We start from the raw sequence: 15,779 nt of genomic DNA on the forward strand, positions 1-15,779 counted from the left end.
CCCGGATATGCGCTGCAGTTCGGCCTGCTGGCGCTTGAGCAGCTCGGCGTTGGGGCCTTCCGGGGCGGTCAGATTGTCGGCAATGTCCTGCAGCAGCTCGGCTTGGCGGTCGAGGAGATCGGCCTGGCGATCGGCCTTGTCCCCCAAGTGGTCGCCCGCCGTCCCGGCCTGGTCGAGCAGGCGCTGAACCCACTCGAAATCCCGGCCATACACCTGTGCATCGCCGTTGTAAGCCCGGCTCTGATCGAGGAAGGATTTGGCCAGCTCGGGCAGCTTCGCGAGGGCGTCGACATCGCCGGCTTTGGCGGCGGCGGCGGTCTCGGTCAGCGCCGCCCGCCGCTCCGCCAGGATCTGGGCCGGGGAGAGGTTGGAGAGGTCGGAGCCGCGCAGATCCGCGATGGCCTCGGTCACGCTGTCGGCGGCGGCGCGCCAGGCTTCGGCGCTGCGCCGGGCAGCCGTCGACGCCTGTTCGGCAGCCGCAATCTGCTCGTCGATCTGGGACAGAATTCGGCCCATCGTGAGGCCGATCTGCGCCGCCATGCTCTCCGACGCGGTGACAATCTCGGCGATGCCGGCGAGCTGGGCGTCTGTCGCCTTGCGGGTCGCCGCGGCGATTTCGAGCGCCGACAGGCGGGCGATCTTGGCGCTGTCGAGGCCGAGGGCAGCGGCATCCTTCTGCCGCTGGGCTTGCTCGTCGAGCAGGCCCTGCACCTGGTCGTAGATGCCGAAGCCCGAGGCCGAGTTGATCGCCCGGTTCAGATCTTCCTCGAAAGCACCTCGGATGGCTTCGAGGCTCTTTTTATAGCCGGCCGCGACCTCGGCCGAGGTGAGCCCCAGTTCGCTCGCCCGAGCCGCCAAGACCTTGAACTGCTCGTCCAGGGCGGCCAGCGCGGCCTCGGTCTCGCTCACATCCGAAGCGCTGTCCTTCAACCCGACCATGGTCAGGGCGAAGGCCCGGATCGCCTCGTCGGCGCCTGTCAGGCCGATGGTCTCGGCGTCCTCCCTGAACTTGCCGAGGGCGTCGATCTGATCTTCGATCGCCGTTCGGGCCGCCTTGCGGGCCTCATTTTCAAGCCCGATGCCTTCGGTCAACGCCGTGACTGTGTCCCGGTAACTGCCCGCGAAATCCAGCAGTCTCAGCGCCTCGTCGACATCCTTGCTGAAGTCGACAACGTCGAGGGCTTTGCGGACCTCCTCCGGGAGCTTGTCGGCGTAGAGCTTGCCAATCTTGACCAGCGATTGGCCGATGATCGACTTGACGCCTTCCTCGTCGGACGAGGCGCGATATTCGCCGACCTGCTGCCCGTCCTGGCGCAAGAAGGCCCGCGAGCCATCGCGGCTGCCTACGGAGATGGACGCGGAAATGCCCGACAGGTCGACGTAATCGCCGAAAGCCGTCTGGGCCGCGTCGCGCAGCGCGTCGACGGCGCCGGTCGCCGCCGCGCGGTTTTCCGCCGAATACTTTTCGCCTTGAAGGCCACCGACCTCTGGCGAGGATGTCGAGCTGAAGTCCGACACCGTGCCCGTGCCCGTCTTGTCGCTTGGCTTGTCGTTGAGGAGGCCGCCCAGCAGGCCGGCGATGCCGCCGACGACCGCGCCGACGGGACCGCCGACCGCTGCCCCGATCAGCGCGCCGCCGAGGGCGCCACCGCCCGCGCTCGCCAGCTTGTTGCCCGGTGCGAAACCGGCGATGATTTGCGAGATCCCGAAGCCGGCGCCCGCCGACCCCAGCACAGCGCCAAGGCTCGTCGATCCCGCGGTCCCGAACAGTCCGGGCGAGGCCGTCGCCCCCGACGAGGCCGCCCCGCCACCTGTCAGGAAGCCGCTGGCCGCGCCGGTTGTCGCGGCGCTGGAACCAGCGCTGCCGAAAAGATAGGTATTCAACCCCCCCAGCATCCCGGTCGAGCCGAACAGATTGCCGCCACCGAACAGATTGCCGATGCCCGACAGGTCGCCGGCCGAGACAGACGATGTGCCTCCAGTGGTACCGCCCGGAACGATGCCGCTGCCGCTGGTCAGGCCAAGCTGCTGGGACACGCCGCCGCCGAACAGCGTGCTGGTGATCGAGCCGACGATGGGCTTGAAGACGAGGGCGGATGCGATTTCGGCCGCGACATCCTTCATCATGTCGATTGTGTCGTCGGCGAAATTCTCGAAGGCATCCGAGCCGCCATCGAGGGCGTTTCGCAACGAGCTCGAAAGGCTGTCCTGGATCTGCTCGCCGGCCCGTCGCCAGGCGCCGGTCACTAGATCGGACTGTGAAGTACGGGCCTTCAGCTCGGCATTGGTCCGCAAGGTCTGGTCATAGAGGCGCAGTTCTTCTGCGCCGATCGAGCGCCAGTTGGCGCCATACCGCTCCTGCAGCTCGATTTCCTTTTGGCGCAGCGCGACCAGATATTCGCGCTGCTCCGTCGTCTCGCTGGTCAGCGACAGCTCGTATTCAGCGAGGCCCAGCGCCTGGCGCTGGCGGGCCGTGGCATCGACGGCGGCCGCCCGCTCCTGCTCGGCGTTCAGCTCGGCATAGGCGCCGCGCAGGCGCTCGATGACGGCGGTCAGGATCTTCTTTTCGTCACCCTCGGCATTGGCGGCCATGATCAAGAGAGGACGCAGCGCCTGCTCGACCTGCATCTGCTGGCCGGCCTCGGCCGAGGTCATGGTGCCGGCGGCGACGGCGTCGGTCAGCCGGGCCTGGGCCGAAGCCTGGTCGCCGAGCTGGGCCGCCTGCTGGGCACCCGATAGGGCCGCCTTGGCGATCTCTTCGTCGAGCGCCGCCTGGGCCGACAGGCCCTGCGTGACCGCCGCCGCCCGCGCCGCCTCGGCCGCGACCCCGGCCTCCGACGAGGTCAGCCAGGCTTGCGCAGCCGAAAGCGAGGCGGCCGCGCTGACCGACAGCGCGCGGTTTTGCTGCCCGATCGAGGCCGTGGCCTGTTCATAGGCCGCCGCCCCGGCGGCGGTGATCCGCGCCTGGGCCTCGTCGGCGGTGATGACCTCGCCGACCAGGGCCAGGCGCTCTTTTTCCTCGGCCGCGCGCCGCTTTTGCTCCGGCGTGATCGCCCGGATCGAGGCCAGCTCGGCCGCGCCAGCCTCGGCGATCGGGTCGGTCTGGGCCAGCAGGGTTTCGCGGGCATGCACGACCGCAGAGATCGAGGCCGCGATGCGGGCGTTCTCCTCGGCCGACAGCCCGGGCGCGTCGAGCCCGCGCCGCAGCTTGGCTTCCTGATCCGACAGCGCGGTGATGCGCCCCGCCCGGCTGTTGTTCGGGAGGCTGTCGGCGAGGGTCAGGGCGGCGTCGCCGGTGGCGCGCCGAGCGATGTCGGACGCGCGATCTCTGGCGAGGCGATCCAGGCGGACTTGGTCCTCCTCCATCATCGCGATCAGCCGCTCAGCCGCGTCAAGCTCGGTCCCGGTGCCGGTCAGGTCGCCCATCCCGGCAGCCGCATAGCGGGTGTCGAGGGGCACCGCGTCAGATCCAGCTTGCCCGCCAGTTTCTCCGGCCAGCCGCAACCGCTCTGCCTCCAGCCCCGCTCGCAAGAGGTCACGACGGTCCTTCAGCGCAGCCAATGTCGCCGCCCGCGTCTGTTCTGGCGACGGAGCATCCGAACCAATGGCCAGTGCGCGGCCTATCGCCTCGGCCGCATTGGCAGCCCAGCGGCTTACATCCTCCCAAGCTCGCGCCCAGCGAGAGGTCGCCGTTGACGCATCAACGAGGTGCCCGTCCATCGCCTCCATCAAGGCGTTCTGCGCCTCGGTCGTGCGGCCCTGCGCTGTCAGGCGCTCAACGTACCGGGCGGTCGCGCCATCGACCAGGCCGAGCTGGCGAGTGAGGGTTTCGGCGCCCTTGGCGGGATCGGCCAGTATCTCGGCGAGCTTGGCCGATGCCGTCTCGACGTCGGTCCCGAGGGTGGCCGCGAAATCCTTGGTGATGCCGATCAGCCCGGCGAACTGCTCGACCCCGATTTTACCCGTGCGGACAAGCGCCAGCTCGATCGAGCGCGCCGCCGGGACCGAGAGGCCGGCGGCATCGGCCGTCGCTTCGGCGATCTCCTGTATAGCGCTGACCGTGGCGCCACTCGCCCGCCCGAGCCCGGCAAGCGCGACCTCCACCTCCTTGGTGGCGGTGATGTAACCGCTGAAAGCCATGGCACCGAGGCCTACGCCGGCCGCCAGCAGGCCGAAGCCGACCGTCGTCGGGGTCAGCGCGCCGGCCAAGGCGGTCAGCGTGCCCTTGACCCCGCCGAAGAGCGGGGTGATCTGGCTGCCCTGTTGCAGCAGGACCATGAGCGGGTTGATCCCGCCGGCAAGCGAAACCGCGACATCATTGAGCTGATAGCTCAACTGCGTCATCTGCTGGCCCGTCAGCTTTCCCTGGCCGCCCAGGGCGCCGAGACCGGCACCCATCGTGTGGAGGCGTGCTGTCGCCGCCTGATAGGCTGTCGTCGTGCGGGCCACGGCGGAGGCTGCCTCCGCCTCGGACAGGGCGCCGATCTTGGTCGCGCGGGCGATCTCGTCCAGGGCGGCCTTATGGGCGGCCTCGGCGGCCGCCAGCGGCACATAGCGGGCGCGCAAAATCTCGACATTGGCGGCCTGCAGGCCGACGGCGGCGGTCAGGCCACGAAAGGACGCGCCCAGCTGATCGTGCTGGGTCGCGACAAGACCGGCGGTGACGGCGAGCTGCTGCCACGATTGGCTGACCGACGAGGCGGCGGCCGCCGTCGATGCCAGCCCGGCGCCAAGTCCCGTGACGGCGGCCGCCGCGCTGGCCATGCCGGCATCGATCTGGGCGGCGGCGGCGGTGACGGAGGTGCCGAGGGCGCGGGCATCGGCGCCGGCATCCGTCAAGGCAGAGCCGGTCGCAACAGCCTTGGCGGCGGCGTTGTCGAGAGCGTTCGTTACCGACGCGGCCCCCGCAGCCAGGTCCCGCCCGGCGGCGGCGGTCGCGGCCATGTCCGCCGCGAGCTCGGCGGCGGCTGCATCGGCCTTGGCCAGGCCGCTATCGATCTGGGCGCCGGCCGCTGCCGCCGCCGCGCCAAGCTCGGCGGCGGCGCCCTTTGCCTCGGCCATGCCAGCCGCCAGTTCGGCGGCGGCCGCATCGGCCTTGGCCAGGCCGGCGTCGAGCTGGGCGCCTGCGGCCGTCGCAGCCGCGCCGAGGTCCGTGACCGCGCCCTTGGCCCCGACCAGTTCGGCCTTGAGCTCTGATCCGTCGCCAGTGAGGCGGATGCGGAGGTTCAGATCCTCAGCCACGGCGCGACCGCTCCTCCGCCGCCCGGCGCTCGTCGCGCGCGCGGAAGGCCTGCAAGGCCCCGCTCTCGCACGCCTGCAGGTCAGCCATGGTCTCACCGCCCAGCTTCACGCCCTTCGCCCTCAACACCAGTTCGGCCGCGACGTAATCGAGCCCGACGATGGTCCCGGTCATGCCGGCGTATCGCCATTGGGTCGCGACAGACATGAACAGCTCCCAGGGGCGCGCGTTGGCCGGCCACAACTCGATTACCGTCTGACGGCTGGCCCGGGCGCGGAGCTGATCCGCGCCCGGGCCGGTCAGCCCCCACATCTCGATTTCGGCGAGCAGGGCATCCTGCTGCCCCGGGCTGATGTCGCCGCCCCCTGCCCAGGTCCGGGCGGCGTCGGTCAGTTTTTTCGCCGCGTGGTCCCGTTGGACAGGGACGGGAAATAGGCCTGCGCCAGGCCGATCGCGATGTACGGAACATTCAGGAGGGCGTCGCGGCGCGCGTCCGTATACCCCACCTCCTGCTTGGTCTCGGCCTCGGTGATGCCGTCCCAGCCGCAGAGGGCGGCGCGCAGCACCTCCTTGTCCGGGTCGACCGCGCCGTCGCGCAGCCCCTTCTGCTCTTCGTGGTCGATCACATAGAAGTGAGCGGTGAATTTCTCGGTGGTGAACCCGCCACTGTCGTTCGGCCGCATCACCTTGACGGGCGCCTTGAAGCGCGGCTTTTCGCTGAAAGAGATTTCCATTGTAAGGCTCCGATACCGCTTAAGTTACTGGATGGTGATGGTGAAATCGTCGGCGACGGTGCCGACGCAGAGGTTCAGGCCGGCCTGGATCATCAGCAGTTTCTGGTCCTCCTGATACTGCGGATCGATCAGCTGCGCCTTCGGGCCAGAGACGATCACCTTCTTCCCCGCGGCAGAGCCATGGGCGATCGTCAGGATGTCGCGCGTCTCCGCCTTGATCGCCGCGAGCCAATCCTTTGTCGTGATATCGGGCGCTTCGAAGAGGATCGAGCCCTTGGCCTGCCGGTCGACGTAGTTGATACCTTCATAAGCGGTAATGTTGCGATACTGGTTCTCGACGCCGAAATCGATGTCGAAGGACTTCACGCCGAGCGTGGCCCCGTGAAGCGTGACCGTGGTGTTGGCGAAAGATACCTCCTCCGGATCCTTGAAGGCCGCCATGGGTCCGCTCCCGTTACCCTGCGCGTAATCGCTGACCCCGCCCCAGAGGCCGATGAACGTGAACTGGAATTTCGGGATGGCCAGCGCCGCGCCCGTCAGCTTCACGGTGCCCCGGGCGCCCACGATCTTGTGGCGCAGCCGCCCGATATAGAAGTAGATCGAGGCCGAGGTCTCGCCACTGTCTACGGGCTTGTAGTCGACCCGCGTGGTCGCGACGACGGTCTCGGCCATGGCGCAGGCGATCAGAGCAGGCCCGTAGGCAGGCGCCGTGCCGGCCGCGCCGGACCCCGCGGCCTCGACGTCGAAGCTCAGCTCGACGTATTCGCCCACCACCAGCTCGCCTTCGTTGCCGAGTCGCCCGCCGTCGAGATTGCGCGCCACCTTCTGGTGGACGAGGGGCTTGATCTGGCCGTTGGCCGTCAAGAAGGCATTGGTGCCGGCCGCCGGCACAGAGTCAGTGCCGTAGGTGACTTCCGACTTCAGGAGGATGAACTTCTGCTCCCACTTGTAGGCCATCGCTCAGCCCTCCTTCAGCGCTTCTTCTTGGCGCCGGCGGTCTCGCCGGCATCGGTTTCGGCCGGCGCATCGGCCGGGGGGATTGGCGCCTCGACCGGCGCCGGGGCCGGCGACGCGGGCGGGGCCGGGCGGAACTTGTCGGTCGTGTACATGGACGAGCCGTCGGCGTTACGCGGCCCGCCCTCGCCGGGTTCGGTCGGGGCCTGGTGCTGGACGAGCTGGCCGTCGATCAGCTCGTATCGGCCGCCCTCGGTGGGCTTGGGGGTGTCGGTCATGGGGCCTCAGCTTTGCTGGTAGTAGAGGGCGGTGGTGAAACTGTCCTGCCAGGCCACGAGGCCGGCATCTGCGTCGAGCACCTGGCCGCCGGCGAAGGTGATCGGACTGTCGGTCACCCCGTCGCCCTCGCCCCACCCGAGCAGGGCCGCGCGAACGGCCTCGCGCACGGGTGCGAGATCCGCAAGGGAGGCACCGCCCCGCCCGAGGTCCGAGACGTTCCGGGCGATCACGATCACGCCGAAGGTCACGGTGACGCGCTGCCGCACCCGCAGGGTGGTCGCGGCGGGCTCGGCACGCTCGTCGAGCGGCACGACGTAAGCCGCCGGCATGGCGCGCGGCTGCTTGCCCGCGAGCGAGGCGAGCTCGGCCATGCCCTCGATCAGACGCAGCGGTGGCATGGCCGTCGCCTTCAGGCGGGCAATGACGGGGTCGATCATGGCGCCAGAGCCTCCACCAGGGTCTCGTTCAGGCGCTCGACCAGGCGCGGGCCGACACCGAGGAAGGGCCGCGCCGGGATGTTGATCGTGTAGCCGCCGATAGAGACCTTGCGTGCATAGGCGCCTTCAGCATGGCGTCCACCGGCCTTGGTGAAACGCAGGCGCGAGCCCTTGCCATCTTTGCCGGCACCTTCGGCCGCGAAACGGAAATGCACGACCTGCTCGCGGGCTTCGCGCTTGATCGAGCCGCCGAACTGATGGACGCCGGCGTAGACGAGATTGGTGCCGACCTCGACGGTGTCATCTCCGGTGACCCGATAGGTCATGGACTTGTAGAGGTTGCCGCGATCCCGCAGGATCTGTGCGCCGGCGCCCCGGCGCTTCAGCGTCGCGGGCTTGAGAGGCGCCCAGGGAATGCCGGCCGGCGAAGCCTGGTCCTCGAAATTCTGCCACACGTCTTGGCGCGCCGTGGCGCCGATGGCATCGAGCAGCTCGGCCTTGCGATCGAGGTTGCCCTCCAGCCGCTCCAGGGCGGCGCGGACGCCGCCATCCTCGATCTTGATCGACACACCGGACATCACAGGCCTCGCAGCGTTTCGCGGGACATGACCCGCTCGGGGCCATCGACGCGGACGATGCCGCCGCCCGGCTGCGCCAGCGGGGCGCCCTCGATGGACAGGCCGATCAGGCCGCGAGCGACGTCCTGCAACCACTTCCGGGCGTCCTCGAAGGCCGTTCGAATGCCGTCCGAAGCGGCATCGCCGTGCAGGTAGAAGCGGGCGATATCGGCCGCGACCTTCACGAGGGCGGGCGGCGCCGACGCCACGGGCAGGCTGTAGAGCTTGGCCAGGTAGCTGTCGCACAGGGCATCGGCATCCGCGAGCGCGCGGCCGACGACGGTGTCGTCGACCGTGGTCGGCACCGGGCTGGCGCGGTCGGTGAGCTGGATCAGCTCCAGCTCACCGAAACGGTCGATCAAATCCTGTTTGACGGCGTAGGTCATCAGTCGGCCTTCCGCGCCTTGGCCTTCGCAGGCTTGGCGTGCTTCGCGGTCTCGGCGGTCTCGCCGACCTGTTCCGCCGGCCCTTCATCGTTGCCCTTCGGCTGGTCGCCAGCGTCGGCCCCACCCTGTCCGCTCTCGGTGTTGGGCGCGACGGTCTCCCCGACCTGTTCCGCCGGCCCTTCGTCATGGCCATCCTGTTCGGCGCCCGCGACGATGTCGTCGGCCACAGGGGTCGGGGTGGCCCCGGTATTCGCATCATTGCCACCCCCTGGCGGCGCGGCCGGCAGGACCTCGACGACGAGCATGGGCTCATCGAGCAGGGCATCGAGCTGCTCGTCGCTGAACCGATCGAGCGGGTAGTCGGCCGGCCGGGCGGTATGCGCCAGGCCGGCCCGCCGGAAGCCATCCTGCCGGGCAGCGATGCGGATGCGCCCGCCCATGATCAGGCCAGCCACGGCACGACCATCATGTCGACCGCCTTGAAGTTGACGTTGGAGGCGCCGTTGGCGAGGTTCGCCGCCAGCAGCAGGTTCTTGGCGGCGGCGCCGAGCGAGGGCGGCACCACCAGCAGATCGGGCTGGATGCCGAGGGGGCGGCCGTAGTCGCCCTTGAACGACTGCATCGCCGCGACGGCGGTCTCGAAATGCGTGGTGTCGAGCGTCTGCTTCGAGCCCCAGGCCATCTGCCAGAAACCGAAGCCGACATTGCACCGGCTGTCGATGCCGTAGCGGATCTTCTTGGCGCTGAAGACACCCTCGTCGTTGGGGTTGTCCATACGGGTGAACCGCCATTCCTTGCGCTTCTGGAAGATGACCGGCTTCAGGGCGCGGCTGGTATCCAGCAGGAACCAGGGCGCGCCGGCGCCGCCATCGGTGTTGGCGACCGAATTGATGGTCGCCCCGTCGGCATCGAGCACCGGGTGATCGGTATCGAAGAAATACTGCTTGTCGAAGCAGGTCGTGCTGAACCCGGCCTTGAGCAGCGGCCACACCAGCTCATCGGGGAAGGTCGCGCTCGACCGGCCGAGCTCGGTGAACAGCGGGGTATAGAGGCCGATGTTGTCGTCGTCGATATCGTCCTGGTCGACGCCGACCGTGGACTCGAAGGACTTGTTCTTGATGGTGTAACCGGCCGTCGAGATATCGTTGACCACGCGGTCGCCGATCCATTCCCGGATGCGCGGCATGTCGCCGAGCCAGCCGTATTCGTTGGATTTTGTGGTCGAGGGCACGACGGTGGCGACGCGCGTATAGTTCGGCGTGACCCCGGCGAAGCCGCCCTGAAAGGCGGCCGAGAAGCCGGTATAGAGCGAGCGCAGGTTTGCGGCGTCGATGTTCATGGTCGTGCTCCTAGCGGAAATCGACCCAGACGCCCTGGGCGTCCACGTCGAAGATTTTGCCCGCCACGGAGCGGGTATTGGTGCCGTTGGTCTTGGCGACGGTCTCGTCGTCGACGACGTAGCAATCCGCGCCGACGTCGGTCAGCGCGATGGCATCGCCCGCCGTCGAGTTCTTGAAGCGGAAGATGCCGCGCTTCACCTGCACGCGCTCGGCGCCGGCCGTGGCGCCGTTCACCACGGTGCGCTCGGCCCGGCCGATCGCCTTCAGGGTGGTCGCGGTCGAGCCCGGCACCGCGTAACCCGAAGCGGCGATGCAGACCAGGGCACCCTGGTAGATCGTGGTGTTGGCGGCGACCGGCGGCTCGCGCAGGTCACCGGAGCGCTCCACGCTGGAGCGGGGGGCGGTCAGGGCCATCAGTTGGCTTCCTTCTTGCGGGCGGCCAGGAAGGCCTCTTCGGTCAGACCCATGGAGGCGCAGACGAGCTTGTCGGCGTCGCTCAGCGCGTCGCCGCCGGGATGACGGGCGCCGGCACCGCCCTGGCTGGACAGCAGCGCGGGCTGCTTTTCGAGGAAGGCGGCGAATTCGCTCGGCTGGCGGCTGGCGTAGCCGATCGCCCAGTCGCGCTGGGCGGGCGCGATCAGGCCCTTGGTGATGGCGGCATCCACCGCGCCAGTCGCCTTGTCCTTGGCGAGCTCGCCGCGCAGCGAGGCCAGCTCGATCTGCAGGCTGTCGATCGTCGCCTGGTCGCCGGACTTCGCCGGCTTGGCGGCGGCGATGATCTCGGCGGCGCTCGCGTCCTTGCGGGCGCAGAGCGCGGTCGAGATCCCTTCGAGCGCGGCGCGCTGCGCGGTCACGACCGCCACCACCTGGTCGGTGGTCGTGGTTTCGGAAAGGCCCAGCGCGGCGAGCAGGGCTTTCAGGAAGTCGGGCATGAGGTCCTCGGCATCGAAAGAGAGGCGATGGGCCAGCGCCTTGAGCTGAGGCAGCGCCGGGTTGTTGGTCAGGGCGGCGCGCAGGACGCGGCCGATGGCGCCATCGGCGCGGTGAAGGAATACGGGCGAGAGAAAGCGGTAATCCCGGCTCGCCAGGGCGGCCCGGCCGCGTTCGGTCCAATCGACATGGCCCCAGATGCCGTCCGCCCGGGCCTCGATGCCCGTGATCCAGCCGGCGGCGGCACCGCCGCCCTGCACGTCGATCGAGTGATCGAAATCGACCGGCAGGTCGCGGCCGGTCAGGGAGGCGGCGACCAGGGCGGCGCCGTCGATCACCACAAAGGGGCCACGGCCGTCATCAGTCGAAAACGGCTTGCCCGCCGGCGGCAACAGCTGCACTTCGGCGGGCGGCTCGGCGGGAAGAGCGATGGAGGAAGCGAGGGCGATCGGCATGGCCCCATTCTCGCGGTCAACGCCGCGAGCTTTTAGGGGGGGCAGATGTCCGGGCGCCGCGACGGGAAAACATCGCCGCCAAGGCACTTTCGAACGTCTCGATTCAAGGTCAAAGGTCCGGGGCGGGGGTTGGGTGCGGGCAGACCGTTTCGTCGCCACACGGCGCTCTATTGCGATCCGTGCCTGAAGCGACCATATTGACCTCGGGAGCGCGTGACACGGTGCCAATCTCCCTGCCGTAGGACGGGCCAAGGCCCGGATCGCAATGTGGGGTTCCCGGGAGGCCCCACCACGCTCCTAATCCTAATCCAATTGCCCCAGAATGAGCTGCGCGCCCTTGGCGAGGCGGCGCCGCAAGTCCTCGATACTGGTCCAGCGATAGGACGTCACATAGGCGGCCTTGCCCGTCGCCGTCGACTTCATGGCGACGTAGCGCCAGCGGCCGCCGTCCGATTTCGTGACGACGAAGGTCAGATCTCCGTCTCGCAGTACCGCGGTGGGCTCCAGGCCGATATCCGGCAAGCGGCGATAGTCTTCCAGGGTCATCTCCGGGTGCCTGGAGATCTGCTTGCGCATCGTCGCCTCCGACAGCAGCGCGACCCGAAGGTCATGCCCCAGGGCCTCGGCGATTTCCGGGCGCACCGGCATCACGGCCATCTCGCCCGCCGGCTCCGCGACGAAACGGGCGAACGCATCCGACCCGATCGCGTCCCGGATCCCCGCCAAGCCCAGGGGGCGGGGCGCGTCCGCCATCTTCTGGGCGGCGGCGGTGTTGATCGCGGCCTCGGCGCCTGCCTTGCCAGGATTATAGGCCCAGCCCGGATCTATGCCGGCCGGCACCTCGGTAACCTCGCCCGTTCGCCGGTTGATATATTCGACCACCTTGTCGACGGGGGGCTTCTTGGCCTTGGCGCCCAGCCGGCGATAGTCGCCTTCCGACAGGCTCTGCAGCGTGCAGCGGCAGCCCCAGCCGCAGGGCGGCGCCCATTTGTCCCACACCGGATCGTCGATCTGCGCGACCATGTTGTGCCGCTCGGCATGGGCCGGCCGCGTCCGGCCGTCCATGATGGCGACATAGCGCAGCCAGGGCCGCAGGCGCTTGGTGCGCTCGAATTGCGCCCAGTGACCGCTCGCGTAACTGACCCGCATGTTGGTGTCGAAGATGGTGCGAAGCCTCTTCGCGGAGCCGAGCTGGACCGGCTTGACCTCGCCGGTATGAGGATCCTCCTGCACCGATCGGCCCCACCAGCCCTTGGCTTCGAGCAGGGGGCGCAGATCCTTGGCGAAGTCCTGGAAGGTCCGACCTTCCGCGAGCGCCTTGGCCAACGCCTCGTGGATATCCTTGAGGATGTCGAAGCCGGTCGATTTCGCGACCGTGAACATCTGGGCATGGATTTTTTCCCAGATGTCGCGCCAGTCGAAGCTGGGCTCCAGCCGCCCGCCCCGGGCCTCGAAGGCGGCGATCGCCTCGAGCGGCGGCAGGGGGGTGAGGGTCGCAATCATCAGGACAGCGGCTCGTCGCCCTCGCCCGCCAGGCGGGCCGCGAACACCGCCTCGGCCAGGCGCCGCGCCAGCAGGCCCGGGGCCATGGCGGCGTTCTGCTCCGCCAGGATCGCCTCGGCCTCCTGCAGCGTGGCATCGGCGGGCAGGGCCGCTATCCGACCTTCGAGCCCGGCGATCAGCGGCTCGACCAGGTCGAACCCTTCGGCGGCGATGATCTCGTCGATCGCGGCATCCACAGCATCCCGGCCGGGCTCCTGGCGACTGGCCAGTGCCCGGGCCGGCGGCTTGGCCGCAGGCGGCGCGGCGGCCGGCTCCGGCGGCGCCGAGGCCTGCGCCGGCGCGGTCAACAGCTCCTCGTCGGGATCGGGGTCCGGCACGCCGATCCGGTCGCGCATGGTGGCCATGCCGACCTTCAGGCCGAGCGGGACGAGGGTCGCGACATTCTTCACCAGCTTCTCGACGTCGACCTCGTCCGGGCGGCCGATGCAGATGCGGGGATAGGCCTTGCGCGGGCCGTTGTTGAGCATGACCAGGGGGCGGGCGATATCGCGCGTCAGGGTCGCGCCGACCTGACGGCAATCCGCATCCTCCAGATCGCCACGCACCCCATCGTGGACCTTGCCGACGGCATAGCCGCCCGCGATCGCGTCCGTGGTGCCGGTCTGGCCCAGCACCACTTTCGAGATCTGGCGGTCCCACCAGTCGGCGTGTTTTTCGTAGAGGTCGTGATTGCCCGAAAGCTTCGATTCGATGAACTCGATGATCATGCTGTCGGGGATGATCGCCGCCGCATCCGTGCCGAGGTTCCGCACAGCGCGCAGCAGGATGTCCTTGTCGGCTTCGGTGGCGCCGGGGCCGAACTTGCCCACCCTCAAGGGCTGACCGTACACCTCGCAGAAGACCGCCCAATCCTTGATCGAGAAGGATTTGAACATGAAGGCCCAGCTCACCGGCCGGGCCAGGCCACCGCGGATCGGCAGGCCGCTCTTGGCCTTGCCCATGTGCTGGACCCACTTGCCGGGAGCCAGCGGCTCCAACTGGCCGCCTTCGCCGATCAGCATGGGCGTGCGGCGGGTCTCCCGGTCGAAATCGAACCAGCGCGGGTCGCGCCATTCGAGGCGGGCTGGGCTCCACTGCCGCTCGCTCATGTCCCAGATGATTTCCGTGCACGAGAAGCCCTTGCCGATGGCGTCCAGGATGTCGATCAGCTCGTCGGCCAGCTCGTCCCGGTCGATGAAGGCGCGCACCAGGTCGGCGTCTGCCACGGACTGGGCATCATCGCCCGCCGCCTCGACCGTGATCTGAAGGCCAGACACCTGCCGTTTGCGGATGCCGAGCACCGCGCCGTAGTGGAGGTCGCGCTCCTCCATGTCCTCGGCCAGTTCGAGGTAAGCGACGGGATCGCCGTCTTCGGCCCCGCGCAGCAGCCGGGCCAGGCGCTGCGGCGTCAGGCCGGAGGCCGGGTGCCCGCCGACCGGCTGGCGCACGCCGGTCACGGTCGCGCCGGCCTGCTCTTCCCGCAGGGCCTGCAAATCGAAAGGCCGCCCCCAGGCGTCCAGGATCGAACTCTTGGCCATCAGATCACTCCCCCGCGACCGCGCAGCGAGCGCATGTTGAAGCCTTCATCGTCATCGTCGTCGCCATCACGGCCCCGGCTCGGCGAAGCCGGGGTGACAGACTGATAGCCGTATTCCCGGGCGGGGCCGGCGGCGGCGTTGATGCCGAGGAAGGCGGCCCAGGTGCGGTCGGCATGATCATCGTCACGCTCGGCGACAAAGCGCGGGGTGTCGGTCGGGCCAGCGATCTTACGCAGCTTGTGCAGGTCAGCGCGCAAAGCCGGGTCGCCCTCGCTGATCCTGACGGTGCGGTCCTCGAACCTCTCCTTGCCTGCCGTCGCCATGATCAGTTTGGAGCCGGTAGTGAACAGCACGCCTTCGATGCGATCGCCGTACCGGCGCTGGGCGTCTTCGACGACTTTCTCGCCCATCCCGGTCTGATCGATACAGGCCCGGGCAACCCGGTATCGGGTCATCACATCGTCGAAGGCCTCGTCCATCGCGGCGAAGGTCGCGCGCTTCTGCTCGATGCGCTCGCGCTCCCACAGGACGTCGCCGATTTCTTCCCACACCCAGATGACGTGCAGGTCTTTGCGGCGCCCGATGTCGCGGCCGACATAGCATATGCCGCCCTGATAGCCTTCGGGATCGCCGGCGCCAGGGTCCTCGCAGGACGTGATGAGGTCGTAGGACAGCCAGGCGCTGGCTTCGTCGAGGTAGACGAGCTCGTATTCCTGCTGCCAGGCATCGTCGTCGGCGATGCCGGCCTTCAGCTCCTCGATATCACGCGGCAAGCCATCGCGGACGGCCTGGTAGATGTCGACGACATGGCGCGACCAGATCGCATCCTTGCCCGTGTCGAGTTCGTAGAACTTGCCCGACTTGCCGTTGGGCGTGGAGGTAACGCGCAGTTTGTAGCCAGCCGAGATCACCGGGAAGAGCGCCTTCCAGATCGCGCTCGAGTCCTTGTGGAAGGCAAACTCGTCCAGGAAGACATTGGACGAGAAGCCGCGCGCGGTGTCGGGATTGGCCGGCAATGCGGTGATCCTCGACCCGCCCGGAAGATCGACTTCCAGGGCCCGGTAAGAGATCCCGCTTTCACTCAGCCATTGAGTCTCCCCGAGATCATTGAAGCCGAGCTGATAGGCGGCGGCATGGCGCTTGATGCCCTCATCCATGGCCTCCTTCGCCTGGCGCTCGCCGCGCGACAGGATGACCCAGCGCGTCCGCCGCTGTTGCACGACCTGCTCGAAGCAGTCGTCGACGATTTCCAGCGTCGTCGTGAAGGTCTTGCCGGTCTGGCGCGCGAATTTGCCCAACTTGAAGCGCGAGCGGTCGAGGAACCATTT

General features: G+C 68.6%; 15 protein-coding genes. All 15 read right to left on the reverse strand.

The window, feature by feature from the left end; translation table 11 throughout:
• On the reverse strand, window positions 1-5,241 hold a 5,241-nt coding region (locus DKG74_RS20690), incomplete at its 3' end, for a phage tail length tape measure family protein (RefSeq protein WP_133251670.1).
• Window positions 5,234-5,551: a DUF1799 domain-containing protein gene (locus tag DKG74_RS20695; protein WP_109908083.1), complete on the reverse strand. Its 318-nt coding sequence runs from the start codon at window positions 5,549-5,551 to the stop codon at window positions 5,234-5,236. The genes DKG74_RS20690 and DKG74_RS20695, both read right to left, overlap by 8 nt.
• Before the next feature lie 77 nt (window positions 5,552-5,628).
• The gene (locus tag DKG74_RS20700) at window positions 5,629-5,973 is read right to left on the reverse strand and encodes a hypothetical protein (RefSeq protein ID WP_109908084.1); all 345 of its coding nucleotides are present in this window, start codon (window positions 5,971-5,973) and stop codon (window positions 5,629-5,631) included.
• Between the two features lie 24 nt (window positions 5,974-5,997).
• Window positions 5,998-6,930 carry a phage tail tube protein gene (locus tag DKG74_RS20705; protein WP_109908085.1) on the reverse strand — a complete coding sequence of 311 codons (933 nt, stop codon included), beginning with the start codon at window positions 6,928-6,930 and terminating at the stop codon, window positions 5,998-6,000.
• Between the two features lie 14 nt (window positions 6,931-6,944).
• On the reverse strand, window positions 6,945-7,205 hold the full coding sequence (locus DKG74_RS20710; protein ID WP_109908086.1) for a hypothetical protein: 261 nt from the start codon (window positions 7,203-7,205) through the stop codon (window positions 6,945-6,947).
• Window positions 7,206-7,211: 6 nt separating this feature from the next.
• Window positions 7,212-7,643: a phage tail terminator protein gene (locus DKG74_RS20715; RefSeq protein WP_109908087.1), complete on the reverse strand. Its 432-nt coding sequence runs from the start codon at window positions 7,641-7,643 to the stop codon at window positions 7,212-7,214.
• Window positions 7,640-8,221 carry a phage virion morphogenesis protein gene (locus DKG74_RS20720; protein WP_109908088.1) on the reverse strand — a complete coding sequence of 194 codons (582 nt, stop codon included), beginning with the start codon at window positions 8,219-8,221 and terminating at the stop codon, window positions 7,640-7,642. Before DKG74_RS20720 ends, DKG74_RS20715 begins: the two co-directional genes overlap by 4 nt.
• Window positions 8,221-8,646 carry a gp436 family protein gene (locus tag DKG74_RS20725; protein ID WP_109908089.1) on the reverse strand — a complete coding sequence of 142 codons (426 nt, stop codon included), beginning with the start codon at window positions 8,644-8,646 and terminating at the stop codon, window positions 8,221-8,223. Before DKG74_RS20725 ends, DKG74_RS20720 begins: the two co-directional genes overlap by 1 nt.
• A complete protein-coding gene (locus DKG74_RS20730) occupies window positions 8,646-9,101 on the reverse strand; it encodes an HI1506-related protein (protein WP_133251671.1) in 456 nt (151 codons plus the stop codon). The genes DKG74_RS20725 and DKG74_RS20730 overlap by 1 nt, the downstream gene beginning before the upstream one ends.
• Window positions 9,089-9,985 (reverse strand): Mu-like prophage major head subunit gpT family protein, encoded by an 897-nt coding sequence (locus DKG74_RS20735; protein ID WP_109908091.1) that lies wholly within the window; start codon window positions 9,983-9,985, stop codon window positions 9,089-9,091. The genes DKG74_RS20730 and DKG74_RS20735 overlap by 13 nt, the downstream gene beginning before the upstream one ends.
• A 10-nt stretch (window positions 9,986-9,995) precedes the next feature.
• Window positions 9,996-10,400, reverse strand: coding sequence for a hypothetical protein (locus DKG74_RS20740; protein WP_207779449.1), 405 nt, complete (start codon window positions 10,398-10,400; stop codon window positions 9,996-9,998).
• Complete coding sequence (locus tag DKG74_RS20745) at window positions 10,400-11,371, reverse strand: phage protease (protein ID WP_109908092.1); 972 nt, start codon at window positions 11,369-11,371, stop codon at window positions 10,400-10,402. The genes DKG74_RS20740 and DKG74_RS20745 overlap by 1 nt, the downstream gene beginning before the upstream one ends.
• Window positions 11,372-11,674: 303 nt before the next feature.
• Window positions 11,675-12,874 carry a phage head morphogenesis protein gene (locus DKG74_RS20750; protein WP_109908093.1) on the reverse strand — a complete coding sequence of 400 codons (1,200 nt, stop codon included), beginning with the start codon at window positions 12,872-12,874 and terminating at the stop codon, window positions 11,675-11,677.
• A complete protein-coding gene (locus DKG74_RS20755) occupies window positions 12,874-14,451 on the reverse strand; it encodes a DUF935 domain-containing protein (protein ID WP_109908094.1) in 1,578 nt (525 codons plus the stop codon). Before DKG74_RS20755 ends, DKG74_RS20750 begins: the two co-directional genes overlap by 1 nt.
• On the reverse strand, window positions 14,451-15,749 hold the full coding sequence (locus DKG74_RS20760) for a terminase large subunit domain-containing protein (protein WP_243404193.1): 1,299 nt from the start codon (window positions 15,747-15,749) through the stop codon (window positions 14,451-14,453). The genes DKG74_RS20755 and DKG74_RS20760 overlap by 1 nt, the downstream gene beginning before the upstream one ends.
• Window positions 15,750-15,779 lie beyond the last annotated feature (30 nt).

The sequence above is a fragment of the Zavarzinia aquatilis genome (assembly GCF_003173035.1).
In the GTDB taxonomy this organism is placed as follows: domain Bacteria; phylum Pseudomonadota; class Alphaproteobacteria; order Zavarziniales; family Zavarziniaceae; genus Zavarzinia; species Zavarzinia aquatilis.

What these genes read in the sequence shown, in the direction of transcription:
- DKG74_RS20735 (WP_109908091.1), bottom strand. Translation starts at nt 9,985, where the DNA reads ATGAACATCGACGCCGCAAACCTGCGCTCGCTCTATACCGGCTTCTCG.
- DKG74_RS20700 (WP_109908084.1), bottom strand. Translation starts at nt 5,973, where the DNA reads ATGGAAATCTCTTTCAGCGAAAAGCCGCGCTTCAAGGCGCCCGTCAAG.
- DKG74_RS20720 (WP_109908088.1), bottom strand. Translation starts at nt 8,221, where the DNA reads ATGTCCGGTGTGTCGATCAAGATCGAGGATGGCGGCGTCCGCGCCGCC.
- DKG74_RS20755 (WP_109908094.1), bottom strand. Translation starts at nt 14,451, where the DNA reads ATGGCCAAGAGTTCGATCCTGGACGCCTGGGGGCGGCCTTTCGATTTG.
- DKG74_RS20745 (WP_109908092.1), bottom strand. Translation starts at nt 11,371, where the DNA reads ATGCCGATCGCCCTCGCTTCCTCCATCGCTCTTCCCGCCGAGCCGCCC.
- DKG74_RS20715 (WP_109908087.1), bottom strand. Translation starts at nt 7,643, where the DNA reads ATGATCGACCCCGTCATTGCCCGCCTGAAGGCGACGGCCATGCCACCG.
- DKG74_RS20705 (WP_109908085.1), bottom strand. Translation starts at nt 6,930, where the DNA reads ATGGCCTACAAGTGGGAGCAGAAGTTCATCCTCCTGAAGTCGGAAGTC.
- DKG74_RS20750 (WP_109908093.1), bottom strand. Translation starts at nt 12,874, where the DNA reads ATGATTGCGACCCTCACCCCCCTGCCGCCGCTCGAGGCGATCGCCGCC.
- DKG74_RS20695 (WP_109908083.1), bottom strand. Translation starts at nt 5,551, where the DNA reads ATGTGGGGGCTGACCGGCCCGGGCGCGGATCAGCTCCGCGCCCGGGCC.
- DKG74_RS20740 (WP_207779449.1), bottom strand. Translation starts at nt 10,400, where the DNA reads ATGGCCCTGACCGCCCCCCGCTCCAGCGTGGAGCGCTCCGGTGACCTG.
- DKG74_RS20725 (WP_109908089.1), bottom strand. Translation starts at nt 8,646, where the DNA reads ATGACCTACGCCGTCAAACAGGATTTGATCGACCGTTTCGGTGAGCTG.
- DKG74_RS20710 (WP_109908086.1), bottom strand. Translation starts at nt 7,205, where the DNA reads ATGACCGACACCCCCAAGCCCACCGAGGGCGGCCGATACGAGCTGATC.